Annotated in this window: 13 protein-coding genes; 8 read left to right on the top strand and 5 right to left on the bottom strand. The window is 70.3% G+C overall.

Annotated elements, in window-relative coordinates:
* Positions 1–21 precede the first annotated feature (21 nt).
* Positions 22–2,802: a glycerol-3-phosphate 1-O-acyltransferase PlsB gene (gene plsB, locus FHW73_RS03390; protein ID WP_183425276.1), complete on the top strand. Its 2,781-nt coding sequence runs from the start codon at positions 22–24 to the stop codon at positions 2,800–2,802.
* On the opposite strand, the gene FHW73_RS03385 is transcribed toward plsB, so the two are convergent.
* The gene (locus tag FHW73_RS03385; protein WP_183425275.1) at positions 2,799–5,813 is read right to left on the bottom strand and encodes a serine/threonine-protein kinase; all 3,015 of its coding nucleotides are present in this window, start codon (positions 5,811–5,813) and stop codon (positions 2,799–2,801) included. The two genes, plsB and FHW73_RS03385, sit on opposite strands and share 4 nt — an antisense overlap.
* On the opposite strand from FHW73_RS03385, the gene FHW73_RS03380 reads away from it, so the two are divergent.
* Positions 5,806–6,423 (top strand): ECF-type sigma factor, encoded by a 618-nt coding sequence (locus FHW73_RS03380; protein ID WP_183425274.1) that lies wholly within the window; start codon positions 5,806–5,808, stop codon positions 6,421–6,423. The genes FHW73_RS03385 and FHW73_RS03380 overlap by 8 nt on opposite strands.
* A gap of 136 nt (positions 6,424–6,559) precedes the next feature.
* Positions 6,560–7,186 carry a helix-turn-helix domain-containing protein gene (locus tag FHW73_RS03375; protein WP_183425273.1) on the top strand — a complete coding sequence of 209 codons (627 nt, stop codon included), beginning with the start codon at positions 6,560–6,562 and terminating at the stop codon, positions 7,184–7,186.
* Positions 7,187–7,240: 54 nt separating this feature from the next.
* Here FHW73_RS03375 and FHW73_RS03370 read toward each other — a convergent pair whose 3' ends face one another.
* A complete protein-coding gene (locus tag FHW73_RS03370) occupies positions 7,241–7,450 on the bottom strand; it encodes a YdcH family protein (RefSeq protein ID WP_183425272.1) in 210 nt (69 codons plus the stop codon).
* 164 nt (positions 7,451–7,614) lie between these two features.
* On the opposite strand from FHW73_RS03370, the gene FHW73_RS03365 reads away from it, so the two are divergent.
* The gene (locus FHW73_RS03365; RefSeq protein ID WP_183425271.1) at positions 7,615–8,193 is read left to right on the top strand and encodes a hypothetical protein; all 579 of its coding nucleotides are present in this window, start codon (positions 7,615–7,617) and stop codon (positions 8,191–8,193) included.
* A gap of 37 nt (positions 8,194–8,230) precedes the next feature.
* On the opposite strand, the gene FHW73_RS03360 is transcribed toward FHW73_RS03365, so the two are convergent.
* On the bottom strand, positions 8,231–9,895 hold the full coding sequence (locus FHW73_RS03360; protein ID WP_183425270.1) for an ATP-binding cassette domain-containing protein: 1,665 nt from the start codon (positions 9,893–9,895) through the stop codon (positions 8,231–8,233).
* Between the two features lie 213 nt (positions 9,896–10,108).
* Between FHW73_RS03360 and ttcA the strand changes: the two genes are divergently transcribed.
* The 3 genes from ttcA to FHW73_RS03345 all read left to right on the top strand — a co-directional run bounded on the left by ttcA (position 10,109) and on the right by FHW73_RS03345 (position 12,826).
* On the top strand, positions 10,109–11,002 hold the full coding sequence (gene ttcA / locus FHW73_RS03355) for a tRNA 2-thiocytidine(32) synthetase TtcA (protein ID WP_183425269.1): 894 nt from the start codon (positions 10,109–10,111) through the stop codon (positions 11,000–11,002).
* 104 nt (positions 11,003–11,106) lie between these two features.
* Positions 11,107–12,009: a recombination-associated protein RdgC gene (locus FHW73_RS03350; protein ID WP_183425268.1), complete on the top strand. Its 903-nt coding sequence runs from the start codon at positions 11,107–11,109 to the stop codon at positions 12,007–12,009.
* A 37-nt stretch (positions 12,010–12,046) separates the two neighbouring features.
* Positions 12,047–12,826, top strand: a complete 780-nt coding sequence (locus tag FHW73_RS03345; RefSeq protein WP_183425267.1) for a SprT family zinc-dependent metalloprotease — start codon at positions 12,047–12,049, stop codon at positions 12,824–12,826.
* Between the two features lie 30 nt (positions 12,827–12,856).
* On the opposite strand, the gene FHW73_RS03340 is transcribed toward FHW73_RS03345, so the two are convergent.
* Positions 12,857–13,705: an alpha/beta hydrolase gene (locus FHW73_RS03340; protein ID WP_183425266.1), complete on the bottom strand. Its 849-nt coding sequence runs from the start codon at positions 13,703–13,705 to the stop codon at positions 12,857–12,859.
* Positions 13,702–14,694 (bottom strand): ferrochelatase, encoded by a 993-nt coding sequence (gene hemH / locus FHW73_RS03335; RefSeq protein ID WP_183425265.1) that lies wholly within the window; start codon positions 14,692–14,694, stop codon positions 13,702–13,704. Before hemH ends, FHW73_RS03340 begins: the two co-directional genes overlap by 4 nt.
* 160 nt (positions 14,695–14,854) lie before the next feature.
* Here hemH and FHW73_RS03330 point away from each other — a divergent pair, with 160 nt between their 5' ends.
* On the top strand, positions 14,855–15,715 hold the full coding sequence (locus FHW73_RS03330) for a lipid-binding SYLF domain-containing protein (protein WP_183425264.1): 861 nt from the start codon (positions 14,855–14,857) through the stop codon (positions 15,713–15,715).
* The last annotated feature ends 68 nt before the right edge of the window (positions 15,716–15,783 follow it).

Here is a 15,783-nt window from a genome sequence, read left to right as displayed (position 1 = left end):
GCGCGGAGCCGCTTGGGCATAATGCCGCCGATGCCCGACCAACCGACCTTCCCCTTTCCCGACGACGCGCGCCCCCGGCGCGACGGCGATGACGCCGCCTCGGTACCCGCCGCCGCGCTGCCGGAACCCACCGCGGCACCGGCCGATGCAGGCGCTCGCGCCGCGCACGAGGCTCCGCAGGCGGATGCTGCGAGCCCGGCGCCGGCCGCCGATGCGCCCCCTGCCGCCGACGCGCGTACGCCCCTGGTGGCGCGCCCTGCGGCCACGCCCCGCCGCGCCGCACGCCGGCCATGGTGGGCCGGTCTGCTCGACCGGCTCCTGCGCCCCTGGATCGGGCTGAAGGTCGAACCCCAGGCCCCGGAGACGCTGGTCGACCACCGCCCGGTCTGTTACGTGCTCGAGGACTACGGCCTGTCGAACGCGCTGATCCTCGAGCGCGCCTGCCGCGACGCCGGCCTGCCGTCGCCGCTGCAGCCGCTACCCGGCGATCCGCTGGGGCGCAAGCGCGCCTACGTCGCGCTGTCGCGGCGCAACGCCGGCAGTGCGCTGGCGCTGGCGGCCGGCAAGCCGCCATCGAAATCGACGCATTCCGAATCGCTCTCGCGCCTGCTCGAGGCGCACCGGCTCGATCCCACGCTCGACGTGCAGGTGGTGCCGGTCTCGATCTTCGTCGGTCGCTCGCCCGACAAGGCCAACGGCTGGTTCTCGGTGCTGTTCTCGGAGAACTGGACGATCGTCGGCCGTTTCCGCCGCCTGCTGTCGATCCTGCTCAACGGCCGCGACACGCTGGTGCGCTTCGCCGAGCCGGTCGCAGTGCGGCCGCTGCTCGACGAGGACCTGGGCGCCGAACGCACGGTGCGCAAGCTCTCGCGCGTGCTGCGCACGCACTTCAACCGCATGCGCGAGGCCATCATCGGCCCCGACCTGTCGACCCGCCGGCTGCTGGTCGACAAGGTGCTCGCCGCGCCGTCGGTCAAGGACGCGATCGCCGACCAGGCGCGACGCGACAACAGCCGGCCGGAGGACGCCTGGAAGAAGGCGCACGCCTACGCCTACGAGATCGCCGCCGACTACTCGCACCCGCTGGTGCGCTCGGCCAGCTTCCTGCTGACCACGGTGTGGAACCGGATCTTCCGCGGCGTGCTGGTCCATCACCTGGACCGCTTCAAGGAGGCCGCACCCGGGCACGAGATCGTCTACGTGCCCAGCCACCGCAGCCACATGGACTACCTGCTGCTGTCGTACCTGCTCTACGGCCGCGGCATCGTGCCGCCGCACATCTTCGCCGGCGTCAATCTCAACCTGCCGGTGATCGGCACGCTGCTGCGCAAGGGCGGCGCGTTCTTCGCCCGGCGCAGCTTCCGCGGCAATGCGCTGTATTCGGCGGTGTTCTCCGAATACATGGCGCAGCTGGTCGGCGGCGGCTATTCGATCGAGTACTTCATCGAGGGCGGTCGCTCGCGCACCGGCCGGCTGCTGCCGCCCAAGGGCGGCGCGCTGGCGATGACGCTGCGCGCCTATCTGCGCGAGCCGCGCAAGCCGGTGCTGTTCCAGCCGGTGTACATCGGCTACGAAAAGCTGATGGAAGGCAGCAGCTACCTCGACGAGCTGTCGGGCAAGGCCAAGAAGAAGGAATCGATCTGGCGGTTGCTGTGGGGCATCCCGCAGGTGCTGCGCAGCAACTACGGCCAGGTGGTGGTGAACTTCGGCGAGCCGATCCATCTCAATGCGGTGCTTGCCGAACTGGCGCCCGACTGGGACGGCCGCGCGGTGCCCGAGGACGCCAAGCCGGCTTGGCTGGCCAACACGATCGACGTGCTGGCCCAGCGCATCCACGTCAACATCAACCGCGCCGCCGACGTCAATCCGATCAATCTGCTCTCGCTCGCGCTGCTGTCCACGCCCAAGCATGCGATGGGCGAAGCCGACCTGCTGGCGCAGATCGCGCTGTCCAAGCAGCTGCTCGACGACGTGCCGTATTCGGACCGGGTCACGCTGACGCCGCACACGCCGGCGGAGATCGTCGCCCACGGCGAGGAGATCGGCGTGCTCGAACGCGTCGCCCACCCGCTGGGCGATGTGCTGCGGGTCGGCGACGACGAGCAGGCGGTGCTGCTGACCTACTTCCGCAACAACGTGCTGCACCTGTACACCGCCTCGGCATGGATCGCCTGCTGCTTCCTGCACAACCGCCGCATGAGCCGGCACACGCTGCTGCGCCTGGGGCGCACGATGTATCCGTTCCTGCAGGCCGAGCTGTTCCTGCCGTGGACCGAGGACGCCTTCGCCGACCGGATCGAGCGCACCTTGGCCACCTTCGTGCGCGAAGGACTGCTCGAACCGCTCGCCGACGACCATGACGGCGATCCGGTCTACGCCCGCAACGCCGGACAGAGCGACGAGGTGTTCCGGCTGCGTGCGCTCAGCCACCCGCTGCAGCAGGCATTCGAGCGCTACTACATCGCGATCTCGGTGCTGGCCAAGAACGGTCCGGGCACGCTGGGCGCCGGCGAACTCGAGGGCCTGTGCCAACTGGCCGCGCAGCGCCTGTCGCTGCTCTACGCGCCGGCCGCACCGGAGTTCTTCGACAAATCACTGTTCCGCGGCTTCATCCAGAAGCTGCGCGAGCTGGGCCTGGTCAAGCTCGACGGCAACAGCAAGCTGGTGTTCGACGAGCGCCTGACCGCGCTGGCCAAGGACGCAAAGGTGATCCTGGGCCGCGAGCTGCGGCATTCGATCGAGAAAGTCAGCCCCGAAGCCGTGCGCGCCGAACCGGCACCGCCGGCCGCCGCAGTCGATTAAGGCGATCGCGCCGCGGTCCGGTCGACGGGCGCGGCGTCGCTGCGGTGTGCGGCCCGTACGGCGTCGATCATCGCATCGCTATCGGCGATCAAGCCCGGCTTGTCCAACTTGATCGCGATCGCGCGGCTGCGCTGCGCAGCATCCAGCGCCTCGTTGGAGCGCTGCCGCTTCAGCAGCCAACGTGCCTGCATTGTCAGCACGCTGTGCAGCACGCCATCGGCGAACATCGTGCCGGTTGCGGCCGCATCGCGTTCCAGGCCGGTCAATGCCGCGAGCGTGTCCGTATCGTTCTCGCCATAGCGCACCAGAAATCCGCATTCGGCCAACCGGACCATCATCGCGTCCTGGCTGTCGGGCCCGAACTGGCGCGCGGCGTCGCGCTTGCCCAGCACCAGCTGACGCGCCGCCTCGTCCTTGCGCCCAGTGGTGGCGAGCAGCATCGCATAGCCACCACGGTGATGCGCCGAGACCTCGCCGTGCGCCGCGACGCTGCTCGCGATCGCAGCCCCGAGCGTATCGCGCGCCCGGATCAGGTCGGGATCGTCGGCGGCGTCACCGGCCCGCGCCCAGAGATGGCTGGCCATCAGGAAGCGCGCCTCGAGCGTGAACTCCTGATCCGGCCCGTAGTGCCGCTGGTAGATGCGCAGCGCGCGTCCGGTCCGCTCGAACGCGCGGGGCATGTCACGCGCATAGGCGGCCAGATGCCCCTGGGCCATGTACGCGCGCGCGACAGCGGGATGGTCCGCCCCCAGCGCCTCGGCCAGAATGCGCTCGGCCTGGTCCGCGGTCTCGCTTGCGCTGGCCAGATCGGCGTTGAGGATCTGGATGAAGGCGAGTTCGGCCAAGGCCATTCCGGTCTGGGGATGACGCTCACCCAGGGTCGCGCGCCGCCGCTCGATCAGTTGGTTCGCCAGCGCCAGCGCGCGTTGCTCACGTCCAGGCTGGCGCGACGCGCGCACGGTGCGGATCAAGGATTCGCGGGCGTCATCGGCCAGGATCGGTGCCGCGTCGTCGGTCAGTGCGATCGCACGCAGCAGGTCGGCCTCCGATTCCTGCATCCGCATGCGCCAACGCAGCCAGATTCCACGCTGGGTCAGCAGCTGCGCAGTGATGTTGTCGGCCACCGACGGGGTCAGACCCGCCGCCTCGCCGATCGCCCGATCGAGCGTGGCGAGCGCGGCCTGGGAATGGCCCTGCCCCGACTCGGCCACCGCCCGCTGGGCGAGCAGCCGCAAATGCGCGAGCTTGTGCTGATCGGTCAGCCGGACCGGCAACCGCGCCAGGCCCACCGCGACGGTCGCTTCGGCTTGGGCATGCTGCGCCTGGAGATTCTGGAGATGGGCCAGCGTCGCAAGGTTGAAGGCAGCGGCAAGAGGATTCCCCGAATCGATCAGCGATTCGGCTTCGCGCGCCAACCGCTCCGCCCGCCGGTAATCGCCGGCCACGGCCCAACTGCGCGCAAGCACCGACAATCCCCGCGCCCGCATGCCGGCTGCATCGGCGCCTCCGGTCTGGCGACGTAACCCCGACTCGAGAGAGGCCAACAATGTCGACCGGGCTGGCGGCAAATCTCCCAGTTCGGACGTCGCGGCCGTGCCCAGCATGGACTCGAAGAACCGGTCGGCCTGGCTGGCAATCGCCGCCTCCCGACTTGCGCGCCACAGATGTCCGCCAAGCAGGCCGACGATCACCATCGCCATGGCGGCGCCTGCCGGCACCAGCACCCGTTTCAGGCGCGACGCAGGGACTGGTGCAACGCGCCGCAACCAGGCCGTCAGCGCGTCGGTCAGCGCCTCGACACTTGCAAATCGCTGCGCAGGGCGGGTGGCGACAGCGCGCAGCACGATGGTATCGAGGGAGCCACGCAACTGCCTGACCAGCGCGGCAGCCGATGAGGCGCCGCGCGCGCGGACGGCCGACGCATCGAGTGCGGCCGCCCATGACGACGGCGCCTGCGGGGTCCCCGATGCCAGCGGCGTGGCGCAGGGGCCGTCGCCCGCCAGCAGTCGGCACAGCAGCACACCGAGTGCATAGACGTCCACGCGCACATCCCTCGACCCATTCGCCAGTACCTCGGGAGCGGTGTAGCCACTGGTCATCGCCAGCCGCTGCGTCGGCGCGAGCGCGTCGGACGCCATCAGTACCGACAGCCCGAAGTCCAGCAGCCGTGGACGGCCTTGGTGGGTCACCAGCAGGTTCGACGGCTTGATGTCCTGGTGAACGATGCCGCGCTGATGGGCATAGGCGACCTGGTCACAGGCTTCGACGAACAGCGTGACGCGCTCGCGGATCGACAATGCCCTGGCATCGCACCATTGGTCGATCGCGAGCCCGTCGATCAGTTGCATGGCATACCAGGGGCGACCGGCTTCGTCCACGCCGCCGTCCAGCAACGGCACGATGTCGGGATGGGTCAGACCCGCCAACACGTTGCGTTCGGCGAGAAAGGCGTCCACCAGGTCCGCGGAGAGCAGATCGTCGCGGATGCACTTGAGCGCAGCGACCTGCCGCAGTTGCGCATCCCAGCGCTGCGCTCGATAGACCGTGCCCATGCCCCCCCGCCCCAAGACACCGGTGATCTCCCACGCGCCGATTCTGGTCCCGATACGCGGATCGCTTTCGGGTCGCGGACCCTGGATGTCCAACAGCGCCGATATCTCGGGAAACGGGGCGTCAACGATCACGTGCTCCCTGCGATCAGCCTCGAGCAGGGCCAACAGCGCGGCATGCAACGCGGGATCGGACACCGCCAGTCGGGCAAGCTTTCTCGCCCGCCACCAACGCGGCAACCGCACATAGGCGTCGAACAGATCGAGCGCCCGCCGTTGGGTCCCAGGCTCGCAAGGCAACGGTGTCTCGATGGCGGATCTCCTTGATGCGTCCCCCCGATGGCGGGGATCGACTAGCATGCATCGCCCGTGATCGGCAGTCAGGATGGAAAGCAAATCCGACCTCATAGACGCGACAATGCCCCGCTCCCCGGCGCGCCCGGAGACGGCCGCGATGCGCAACGACGATGCGCTCGATCCGGCGATCGCCCGCCTGCTTGCCGACGCCAGCGACGGAGACGCCACCGCCTGGGACGGGATCTACCGCCTGCTTTACGATGATCTGCATCGTATCGCCAGATCGGAGATCCGTCGGCTGGCAATCGCCAGCCATTCGCCGACCTCGCTGATCAGCGAGACCTGGCTCAAGTTCGCACGCACGCGTATTCCGGCCGCGTCCCGTGGGCACCTGGTCGCATTGCTCGCACGGGCGATGCGATTTGTGCTGGTCGACCAGGCACGCCGGGGCACAGCGGCCAAGCGGGGACGCGACGTGCTGGTCAGCGCCCCCGCCGACGCACACGATGCGCCGCACGATGCGCTGAAACTCGAGCAGTTGTTGAGCATCCACAACGCCCTGCAGTCGCTCGAGGCGCTCGACCCACGTCTGGCTCGGGTGGTGGAACTGCGCTACTTCGGCGGGCTGGGCGAGGCGGAGATCGCGTCGCTGTCCGGGCTGACCGTGCGTACCGTCCGACGCGACTGGCGCAAAGCGCGTGCCTTTCTGCAGGCGCAACTTGATCCGGACGAGGCCGCGTCCCCGCACGCCAGCCCACCACGCGACCGTACATAAGACGCGAAATGCACTGTTCGGCGACGGCATGTCCTGTTCCGTCGGCTTTCCACGAGGTGTTTGACAAAGGACGGCGTGCGCGGCCTGGCGCGCGCATGTCCCGCAATCCGATGTCCGACTCCTCAAGCAAGCAGGCATGCCCACCCAACCACCACACCACACGCTGGCCCAGGGTACCCCGGCCGCCCAGGACGACGCGCCCACCTGGCGCGTCATCGCTGCCCGGATCGGTCCCGATGCGGCCGGGCGCTTCGAGCGCGTCGGCGACGGACTGCGTCTGCATTTCGACGACGGCAGCGTTCTGACAATTCGACACATTTTCCCCATGGATGCAGCTTTGCCGAGCGATCCTGCGCCGCCACCCGACCGTCCGGTCCGCCCGGACGCAGCGCGTCGGTCCACGGGCGACGCCGGCCCGGCGCCCAGTCATGCGCAGCCCGGTTCACACACATCGTCGGCGGCCGGCTGCAATACCGGTACCTGGCGACTCGATGGGCATGGCTGGCAGCTCGTCTCGCCCAGCGGACGCAGCGTCGACCTCACGCTCGCCGAACGGCGATTTCTGGCTTGCCTGGCCGAGTGCGCCGGACAGCCGGTGGCGCGAGCGCTCCTGATCCATTGTCTGGTCGATGATGCCGACACGTTCGACTCGCATCGCCTGGATGTGCTGGTCTATCGATTGCGGCGCAAATGCAGCCGGGATGCCGGCGCCGAGCTGCCACTGCGCACGGTGCGCGGATTGGGCTACATGCTGAGCTGGTGAGTCGCCCGCCCGCCGCGCGCCGCCGATGGACGCCTGCGGCCTGCCTCTGGCAAGTCAGGCCGGTTCGTCGGGGATCAGCGACGATTCGAGCTGCGCGATCGCATCGCGCAGCGCCAGCTTGCGCTTCTTCAGGCGTTTGAGCATGACCTCGTCGTGCAGCGGGTCGTGCTGCAGCCGGTCGATCAACGCGTCGAGTTCGCGGTGCTCGCCGCGCAACGCGACAAGACGCTGGGCGGGGGACTCGTCGGCACGCTCGAAAGCCATGGCGGTGAGCTTACCCGAGCGGTCGCGGCTCCGCTTGGCGCCTGCGCCCGGCCCTGCAAGAATGCGATCGCGCCAGTTTGGGGGGTGGCGCGGCGCCGACGCCTCGCGTCGCCCATCGTCGATCCGCGGCGCCTCCGGCCGCGCCCGCTTTCGGGAAAGACACGATGCGAATCCAAGCAAGCTCTCTGTCGATCGCCTGCGCCGCGCTGCTCGCCGCCTGCGCCACCTCCGCCAGCGCCGAGTCCAAGTACGACGGCTACCTGTGCTGCAACCTGCGCAGCGACGGCAGCTGGATCAGCGACAGCAACTACGCCGAGAACGGCAAGCGGGTGATCCCGGCCGGCACCCCGGCCAGCGTCACCGGCCACGGCCGTTACCGGGTCAACATCCGGATCGACGGCCAGCGCCAGGCGATCGGCAACGACTACAGCCGCGACCTCGATCTGGACACCTTCGCACGCCGCTACGTCGTGACCGAGGACCCGGCGGCGAAGATCGCGACCTGGCCGGCCAAGGTGCAGGAGGCGGTGCGCCGCGCGAAGATCACCCCAGGCATGACCCGCGAGCAGGTCATCACCTCGCTGGGCTATCCGATCAGCAGCGAGAACCCCGATCTCGAGGCGCCGCTGTGGCGCTACTGGCTCAGCAGCTTCGCCGAGTTCCAGGTGCTGTTCGACGGGGCGGGCCGCGTGCGCGACATCAGCACCGACGCCAACACCCGCAACCTGGTCTGGGTGCCCTGAGGCTGTGGCCGGCGCCGGGCACGCCCGGCCGCCGGCGTCACATCGGATGCAGGCGCAGCCCGTCCGCATCCAGTCGCAGACCGATGTCGAGCCCGATCGCTTCGAGCAGGTCGGCATCGTGGGAGACGACGAGCAGCGCACCGGGCCAGGCGCGCAGCAGCGCGACCAGCGCATCGACGCTGGCCGGATCGAGGTGACTGGCCGGCTCGTCGAGCAGCAACAACGGCGCGGCCGGCCCGACCCACGCCGCCGCGGCAATCGCCACGCGCATCCGCTCGCCGCCCGAGAGCGTGCGCATCGGCCGCTCCACGTGGTCGCGACCCAGCCCCAGCAATGCGAGCCGGGTCGCGATCGTCGCACGCGTCTCGTCGGGGATCGCCGCCTGCAGCCAGTCCAGTGCCCCGGTCTCGTCCGGCAGCCCGTCGAGGTGCTGGTCGAGCGTCTGCGCCGGCACCAGTGCCCGGGCCGAGCCGCTGGCCAGCCCAGCCTGGCCGAGCAGCGCGCGCAGCAGGGTGGTCTTGCCGCTGCCGTTGCGACCGGTGAGCCCGATCCGGACCGGCCCGCTCGCCTGCCAGTCGAGTGCGGCGACCGGCCTGGCGCAAGTCGGATGCGCCTGCGCGAAGGTCAGCACCTGCCGGCCCGGCGGCAAGGCGACGGCCGTCTGCACGAACTGCGGCGCAGCCGGGGCATCGAACGCATCGAAGGCCGCGCGCACCGCCTGATCTCCCGCATCGAGGCGCTGCGCGAGCGCGATCCGGCGACGGCCCTGCCCGCGCTCGGCACTGTCGGCGAGGCGATCGAGCAGTAGCGGCGACTGGTTGGCGTCGCGGCCGGCGCGGCGGCCTCGGACCTGTCGCTGTTCCAGGCGCTGGCGCTCGCGCGCGACCGCCTGCTGGGTCCGTGTGCGCTCAAGCCGTGCCTGCTGCAACGCCGCCTCGCCCTGGCGCAGGCGCTCTGCCCGCATAGCCCGCCAGGTCGCCAGGCCGCCATCGACCCGATAGAGCGCACCGGCACGCAGCTCGAACAGCCGCGGCATCGCATGCAGCCAGGCCGGATCGTGACTTGCCACCAGCACTGCGCCGCCGCGACGCGCGAACACGTCATGCCAATGCCTCGAGGCCTCGGCATCGAGGAAGGTGCTCGGCTCGTCCAGCAGAAGGATCGGCGCAGCCGAATGCGCGATCGCCAGCAGGCGCAGGTGCTGGCGCTGGCCGCCCGACAGCCGCGCCGGATCCCCGTCCAGGCCGACACCGGCCAGTCCCAGGGCATCCAGGCGCGCACGCCAGGTCGTCTCCAGCGTCCAGTCCTCGCCGACCAGGACCACATCCTCGGCGCTGCCGTCGCCGGCCAGCAGCCGGCGCAGCGCATCCAGGCGCGGGCCGTCGCCGAGCAGGTCGATTACCCGCGCCGGCCACCTCGCCGGCACCTGCGGCAGCCAGGCCAGGTCCGCGGTGCGGTGCACCCGGCCGCCCTCGGTGGAGCGGTCGCCGGCGAGTTGCCGCAGCAGGGTCGACTTGCCGCTGCCGTTGTCGCCGACCAGCGCGCTCGGCCCGGCGGGCAGGCGCAGGTCGAGACCGGCGTAGAGCACCCGCCCATCGGCGAGCGTCGCCGTCAGGTTGCGGGCATGCAGAAGATCGGAAGGGGCGGCGTCCGACGGGACACCCCCGGCCGGGACGAGGCCCGGGTACGGAAGGAAGGACATGACGTGACCTGTGCGCAGACTCGAAGGGCGCCCTCGCGCGGAGGACGGCGGATCGGATGTCGGCTCAGTGCTTCACGTCTGCGGATCTCCTGAGGGCGGCGCGACGGGCGCCGGCGGTCGGGCCGCAGTATAGACGCGCATGCCGGCGGCACGCGGCACGCGTGCTGAACGCAGGTCGCAGCCGCTGCGACCGGCCCCGTTAGACTATGGACGATGAGCACCGTCCTGCCCCTGCCAGATCCCCTGCCCCGCACGCTCGACCCGCGCCGCGCCGCGCACGAGACCCAGAAGCTGGGCAAGCGCCTGCGCCACCAGGTGGGACGCGCGATCGCCGACTTCGGCATGATCGAGGACGGCGACAAGGTGATGGTCTGCCTGTCGGGCGGCAAGGACAGCTACACGCTGCTCGACATCCTGCTGCAGCTGCGGGCCAAGGCGCCGGTGTCGTTCTCGATCACCGCAGTGAACCTGGACCAGAAGCAGCCCGGCTTTCCCGAGCACATCCTGCCCGACTACCTGCGCACGCTCGGCGTGGACTACCACATCATCGAGCAGGACACCTACTCGGTCGTCTCGCGGGTCGTGCCCGAAGGCAAGACGATGTGCTCGCTGTGTTCGCGGCTGCGCCGCGGCGCGCTGTACACCTACGCCGAGGCCAACGGCTTCACCAAGATCGCGCTGGGCCATCACCGCGACGATCTGGTGGCCACGTTCTTCCTCAACCTGTTCTTCCACGCCAAGCTCAGCGGCATGCCGCCCAAGCTGCGCAGCGACGATGGCAAGCACGTGGTGATCCGCCCGCTGGCCTATGTCGCCGAGGCCGACATCGTCGCCTATGCCGATGCCAAGGCGTTCCCGATCATCCCGTGCAACCTGTGCGGCTCGCAGGAGAACCTGCAGCGCAAGCAGGTCGGGCTGATGATGGCGCAGTGGGAGAAGGCGCATCCCGGCCGCATCGAAACGATCGCGCGTGCGCTGGGCGACATTCGCCCCTCGCAGCTCAGCGATCCGAAACTGTTCGACTTCCTGTCGCTGGGCAGCCGTGGCGCGGCCTTGCCCGATGCGCACGACTGGCTGGCCGGCGCGCCGCACGACGCCCGCGACTGAGCTGCGCCGCCGCGTCCGGTGACGTGGCGGCGGCCCGCACATGCAAGGGCGGGCGCTCCGGCTTTTTGCTTTTTCGATCCCCCATTCCCAATCACGGCCCTCCGATGTTCTTCAAGAATCTGACCCTGTTCCGCTTCCCCACCTCCGTCGATGTTTCCGAACTGGAGACCCAGGTCGGCGAGTTCCGCTTGCGCGACGTCGGCCCGCTGGAAATGTCCACGCACGGCTTCGTGCCGGCACTGGGCCGCGAGGCCGATGCGCTGACCCACCGCATGGAGGACGGCATCTGGCTGGCCGTCGGCGGCCAGGAGAAGATCCTGCCCGGCGCGGTGGTCAACGAGTTCCTGGCCGTGCGCATCGAGGAGTACGAGGAGAAGAACGCACGCAAGCCCGGCGGCAAGATGCGCAAGCAGATGAAGGACGACATCCTGCAGGAGCTGCTGCCGCGCGCGTTCGTGCGCCCGGTGCGCTCGGATGCGTTGATCGACCTGGAACTGGGCGTGATCGCGGTCAACACCTCCAGCCGCAAGAGCGCCGAGAACGTGGTCAGCCAGGTGCGCACTGCGATGGGCAGCTTCCCGGCGCTGCCGCTCAATGCCGAGACCTCGCCGCGCGCAGTGATGACCGGCTGGATCGCCGGCGAGCCGCTGCCCGACGGCCTGGCGCTGGGCGAGGAATGCGAGCTCAAGGACCCGTCCGACCAGGGCGCGATCGTCAAATGCCAGCGCCAGGACCTGCAGTGCGAGGAGATCACCCGCCATCTCGACGCCGGCAAGCAGGTGACCAAGCTCGCACTCACGCTCGACGATCAGATCGAGTTCGTGCTCGGCGAGGATCTGATCGTGCGCAAGTTCAAGCTGCTCGACGGCGCGCTCGACACGCTCGAACACACCGACGCGGACGATCGCCAGGCCGAACTCGATGCGCGGTTTGCGCTGATGCGCGGCGAGTTCAAGCGGTTGTTCAAGGTGCTCGAGGGCGCGTTCAAGCTGTCGAAGGTGGAATGAGCGCAGGCGCGCGTCACGCGCGCCGTACACTGCCCACATGCCGCCGTCCTCGCGCTTGACCTCGTCGTCCCCGACCGCCGCATCGGTGCGTCGCGACACGCTCGAGGTCCGGCTCGACGATGGCCGCCGGATCGAGGTGCTGCGCGTGCGCGATCCGCGCGCGCGCCGCATGCGCCTGAGCGTCAGCGAGCGTGGCGCGCGCCTGACGCTGCCGCTGCGCGCCAGTCTGGCGGCCGGCGAGGCCTTCGTGCAGCAGCACCGTGACTGGCTCGCCGCGCAGTTGGCCGAACACGGCCAGGCGCCGCCGCTGCGCCGCGACCTGACCACACACGTGCTGCTGCGCGGTGCGCTGCTGGCGGTGGATTGGCAGCCCGGTCGCTTCGCGCACGTCCGCGCGGAGGAGGCGCACCTGGTGTTCGCCGCGCCCGCGCAGGCCGGCCCGGCGGCATTGCAGCGCGCGCTGCGCGAGTTCTACGAAGCCCAGGCACGCGCCGATGTCGCGCGCTGGTTGCCCGGCTATCTGCCGGGCCTGCCGCGCACGCCGTCGCGGATCCGGATCCGGCCGATGTCCTCGCAGTGGGGCTCGCTGGCGCCCGACGGCACACTCGCGCTCGACCTGGCGCTGGTGCTCGGCGCACCGTCGGCATTCGAGTACGTGCTGGTGCACGAGCTCTGCCACCTGGTGCATGCCGACCATTCGCGCGCGTTCTGGCGCGAGGTCGAGGCGCGTTGTCCCGACTGGCGCCGGGCGCGCGACTACTTCCGCAGCGAAGGACGCCGACTCAAGGGCACGCTGCATGCGCTGCTGACGGGCTGAGCGCCGGCCGGCGCGCGTACCGCGGCGGACTCAACGCCGGAGAAAATCCCCGATCGCCGCGGCGACCGCGTCGGGCTGCTCCATGTGCAGGTGGTGCCCGCCCGGGAGCACGACCAGGTCGCCATCGGGCAGCAGGCGCGCACGGCGGCTGCGGTCGGGCTCGGGCAGGTAGTCCTGCGGCGGGTCGGCGTAGATCACCCGGGTCGGGCACTCGATGCCGGCCACCAGCGCATCGACCTGGCCGGGCGTCATGCGCACCGCGGTCGGCACGGTCAGCCGCGGATCGCTGCACCACACGTAGCCGCCGTCCACCGGCTGCACGCCGCGCTCGACCAGCCGGCGTGCCGAGGCTTCCGACAGCGCATTGACGCGCATGCGCGCACGCACCGGCGCGTCGAGATCGGGGAACACCCGCAACGGCCGCTCGCCCAGACCACGCGACGAGGTCACCGCGTCGCGCAACCGCACCACGGTGTTGGCCTCGGTCTCGGGCAGGGCGCCGAGCGCTTCGATCGCGACCAGCCGCTCGATCCGCGCAGGACACGCGGCGGCCACCAGGCTGGCGATGCCCGCGCCCATCGAATGACCCAGCAGCGCGAAGCGGTCCCACTGCAGCGCATCGGCGATGTCGAGGACCTGGTGCACCGCGCCGACGAAGGTGTAATCGGTGCCCTTGGGCATGTGCACGCTGCGTCCATGCCCGGGCAGGTCGGGCGCGACCAGATCGAGCCCGTGCAGATGCGCGGCCAACGGCCCGAAGCTCGCGGCGTTGTCGAGCCAGCCATGCAACGCCAGCACCCGACGCGCGCCCGGCGTGCCGTAACGCAGGCCACGCACGGTGCCGATGCCGATCTCCAGCGCGAAGTCCGCGCCGCTCATGTCCATGCGTCCAGTTCGCGGCGCAGCAGCGTCACCATCGCATCGGCATGCGCGGGCGCGTCGTTGAGACAGGGGATATAGCGCAGCCGTGTCCCGCCATTGGCGACGAACAGCTCGGCGTTCTGCATCGCGATCTCCTCGAGCGTCTCCAGGCAGTCGGCCGGAAAGCCCGGACACAGCACATCGACCTCACGCACCCCCGCCTTGGCCATCGCGACCAGGGTCGCGTCGGTCGCCGGCTGCAGCCATTTGCCGGCGCCGAAGCGGGACTGGTAGGCCATGCGGCAGTCGCCGGCATCGGGGCCGAGCGCGTCCACCAGGCCGCGGAACGTCGCCTCGCAGCGCTCGGCGTAGGGATCGCCCTGGTCGACGATGCGCTGCGGAATGCCGTGGAACGAGCACAGCAGCACCTCACCGCGGCCGTGCGCCTGGCGATGCGCGTGCACCGAAGCCGCCAGCGCCTGCAACCAAGCCGGCTCGCGGGCGTAGTCCTCGATCATGCGGACCTCGACCCCATCGATCGGAGTCTCGGCGATCCGGTCGGCGACCGAGGCGGTGGTCGTCGTCGAGTACTGCGGATACAGCGGCAGCACCAGAATCCGGCGGATGCCCTCGGCGGCCAGCGCGCGCATCGTCTGCGCCAGCGCCGGGCGGCCATAGCGCATCGCGTGGACCACGCGCAGCTCGGGCATGCGCGCATCGACCGCCTCGGCCAGCCGACGCGTGTACACCGCCAGCGGCGAGCCGCCCTCGAGCCAGATCTCGGCGTACTTGTGCGCGACCTTCGGCGAGCGCCGAGGCAGGATCACCCGGCGCAGCAACGGCAACCACAGCCAGCGCGGCAGGCGCACCACCCGCGGATCGGACAGGAATTCGTCCAGATACGCGCGCACCGCATCGGCGGTGGGCGCATCGGGCGTGCCGAGATTGACGATCAGCACAGCGGTGGGCGCCGACGCGGCGCCAGAGGGAAGCGGATGAGCGGACATCCGCATAGGATGGCAGGCCGACCGCCGCAATGCAGCCGACGCGCGCGCGGCGCTGCGACCGGCCGAACTCACGCACGATTCATGCCGTCGTCACTAGCCTGAATCGGCCGCTCCGCGCCGCGTTGCGCCTTTGCCCCTTCTCAAGTCTCCGGAGCTCTCCATGCGCCTGTCCCCGCGTCGTTCCCTGCTGGTTGCCGGTCTCGCCGTCGCACTGGTCGCCGGTCCCGCCTTCGCCGGTCCACAGGAAGAGGCGCGCGCGCGCAATGCGGTACGCGTGCTCAACGAAATCCAGGCGATCCCGGAGTCCGGCATTCCGGACAAGCTGCTCGACGAGGCCCGCGCGATCATCGTGATCCCCGACACCGTCAAGGCCGGGCTGGTCATCGGCGGTCGCCGTGGCCACGGCCTGCTGTCGGTGCGGACCGCCGACGGCACCTGGTCCAACCCGGCCTTCGTCAAGCTCACCGGCGGCAGCATCGGCCTGCAGGCGGGCGTGCAGTCCTCGGACGTGGTGCTGGTGTTCCGCAACGAACGCAGCCTCGAATCGATCGTCAACGGCAAGTTCACCCTCGGCGCCGATGCCGGGGTCGCCGCCGGCCCGGTGGGCCGCAATGCGGCGGCATTGACCGACGGCCAGCTCAAGGCCGAGATCTGGTCGTGGTCGCGCGCGCGCGGCCTCTTCGCCGGCGTCGCGCTCGATGGCGCAGTGCTGTCGATCGACGACGAGGCCAATGTCGCGGTCTACGGCAACACCACCACGCCGCGCGCGATCCTCGAAAACCGCCCCGGCCAGGCGCCGTCGGGCCCGATCGTCGATTTCCGCGATCGCCTGGAAGAGGCCAGCGCCACCGCGCGGGTGGCCCGCGGCGGCGCCGCGGTCGCCCCGCGCGCCGCGCAGCCGGCGCCGCCGATCCAGCACGTGCCCGAAGCGACCACGCTGCCGGCGCAGTCCTACGACCCGGCGCCGCAGCCCTTCGAGACCGTCAACGACCAGCCCGCCCAGGTGGAACAGCTGCCTTAAGGACATGCCGGCGCTGCGACAACGACACGCGTGAGGCCGGCCGGTGTGGCCGGTGCGCTATCCTAGCC

The organism is Luteimonas sp. RC10 (assembly GCF_014192745.1).
In the GTDB taxonomy this organism is placed as follows: domain Bacteria; phylum Pseudomonadota; class Gammaproteobacteria; order Xanthomonadales; family Xanthomonadaceae; genus Luteimonas.
Note: the sequence above shows the minus strand (reverse complement) of the source record. Positions and strands in the feature narration are given on the sequence as shown.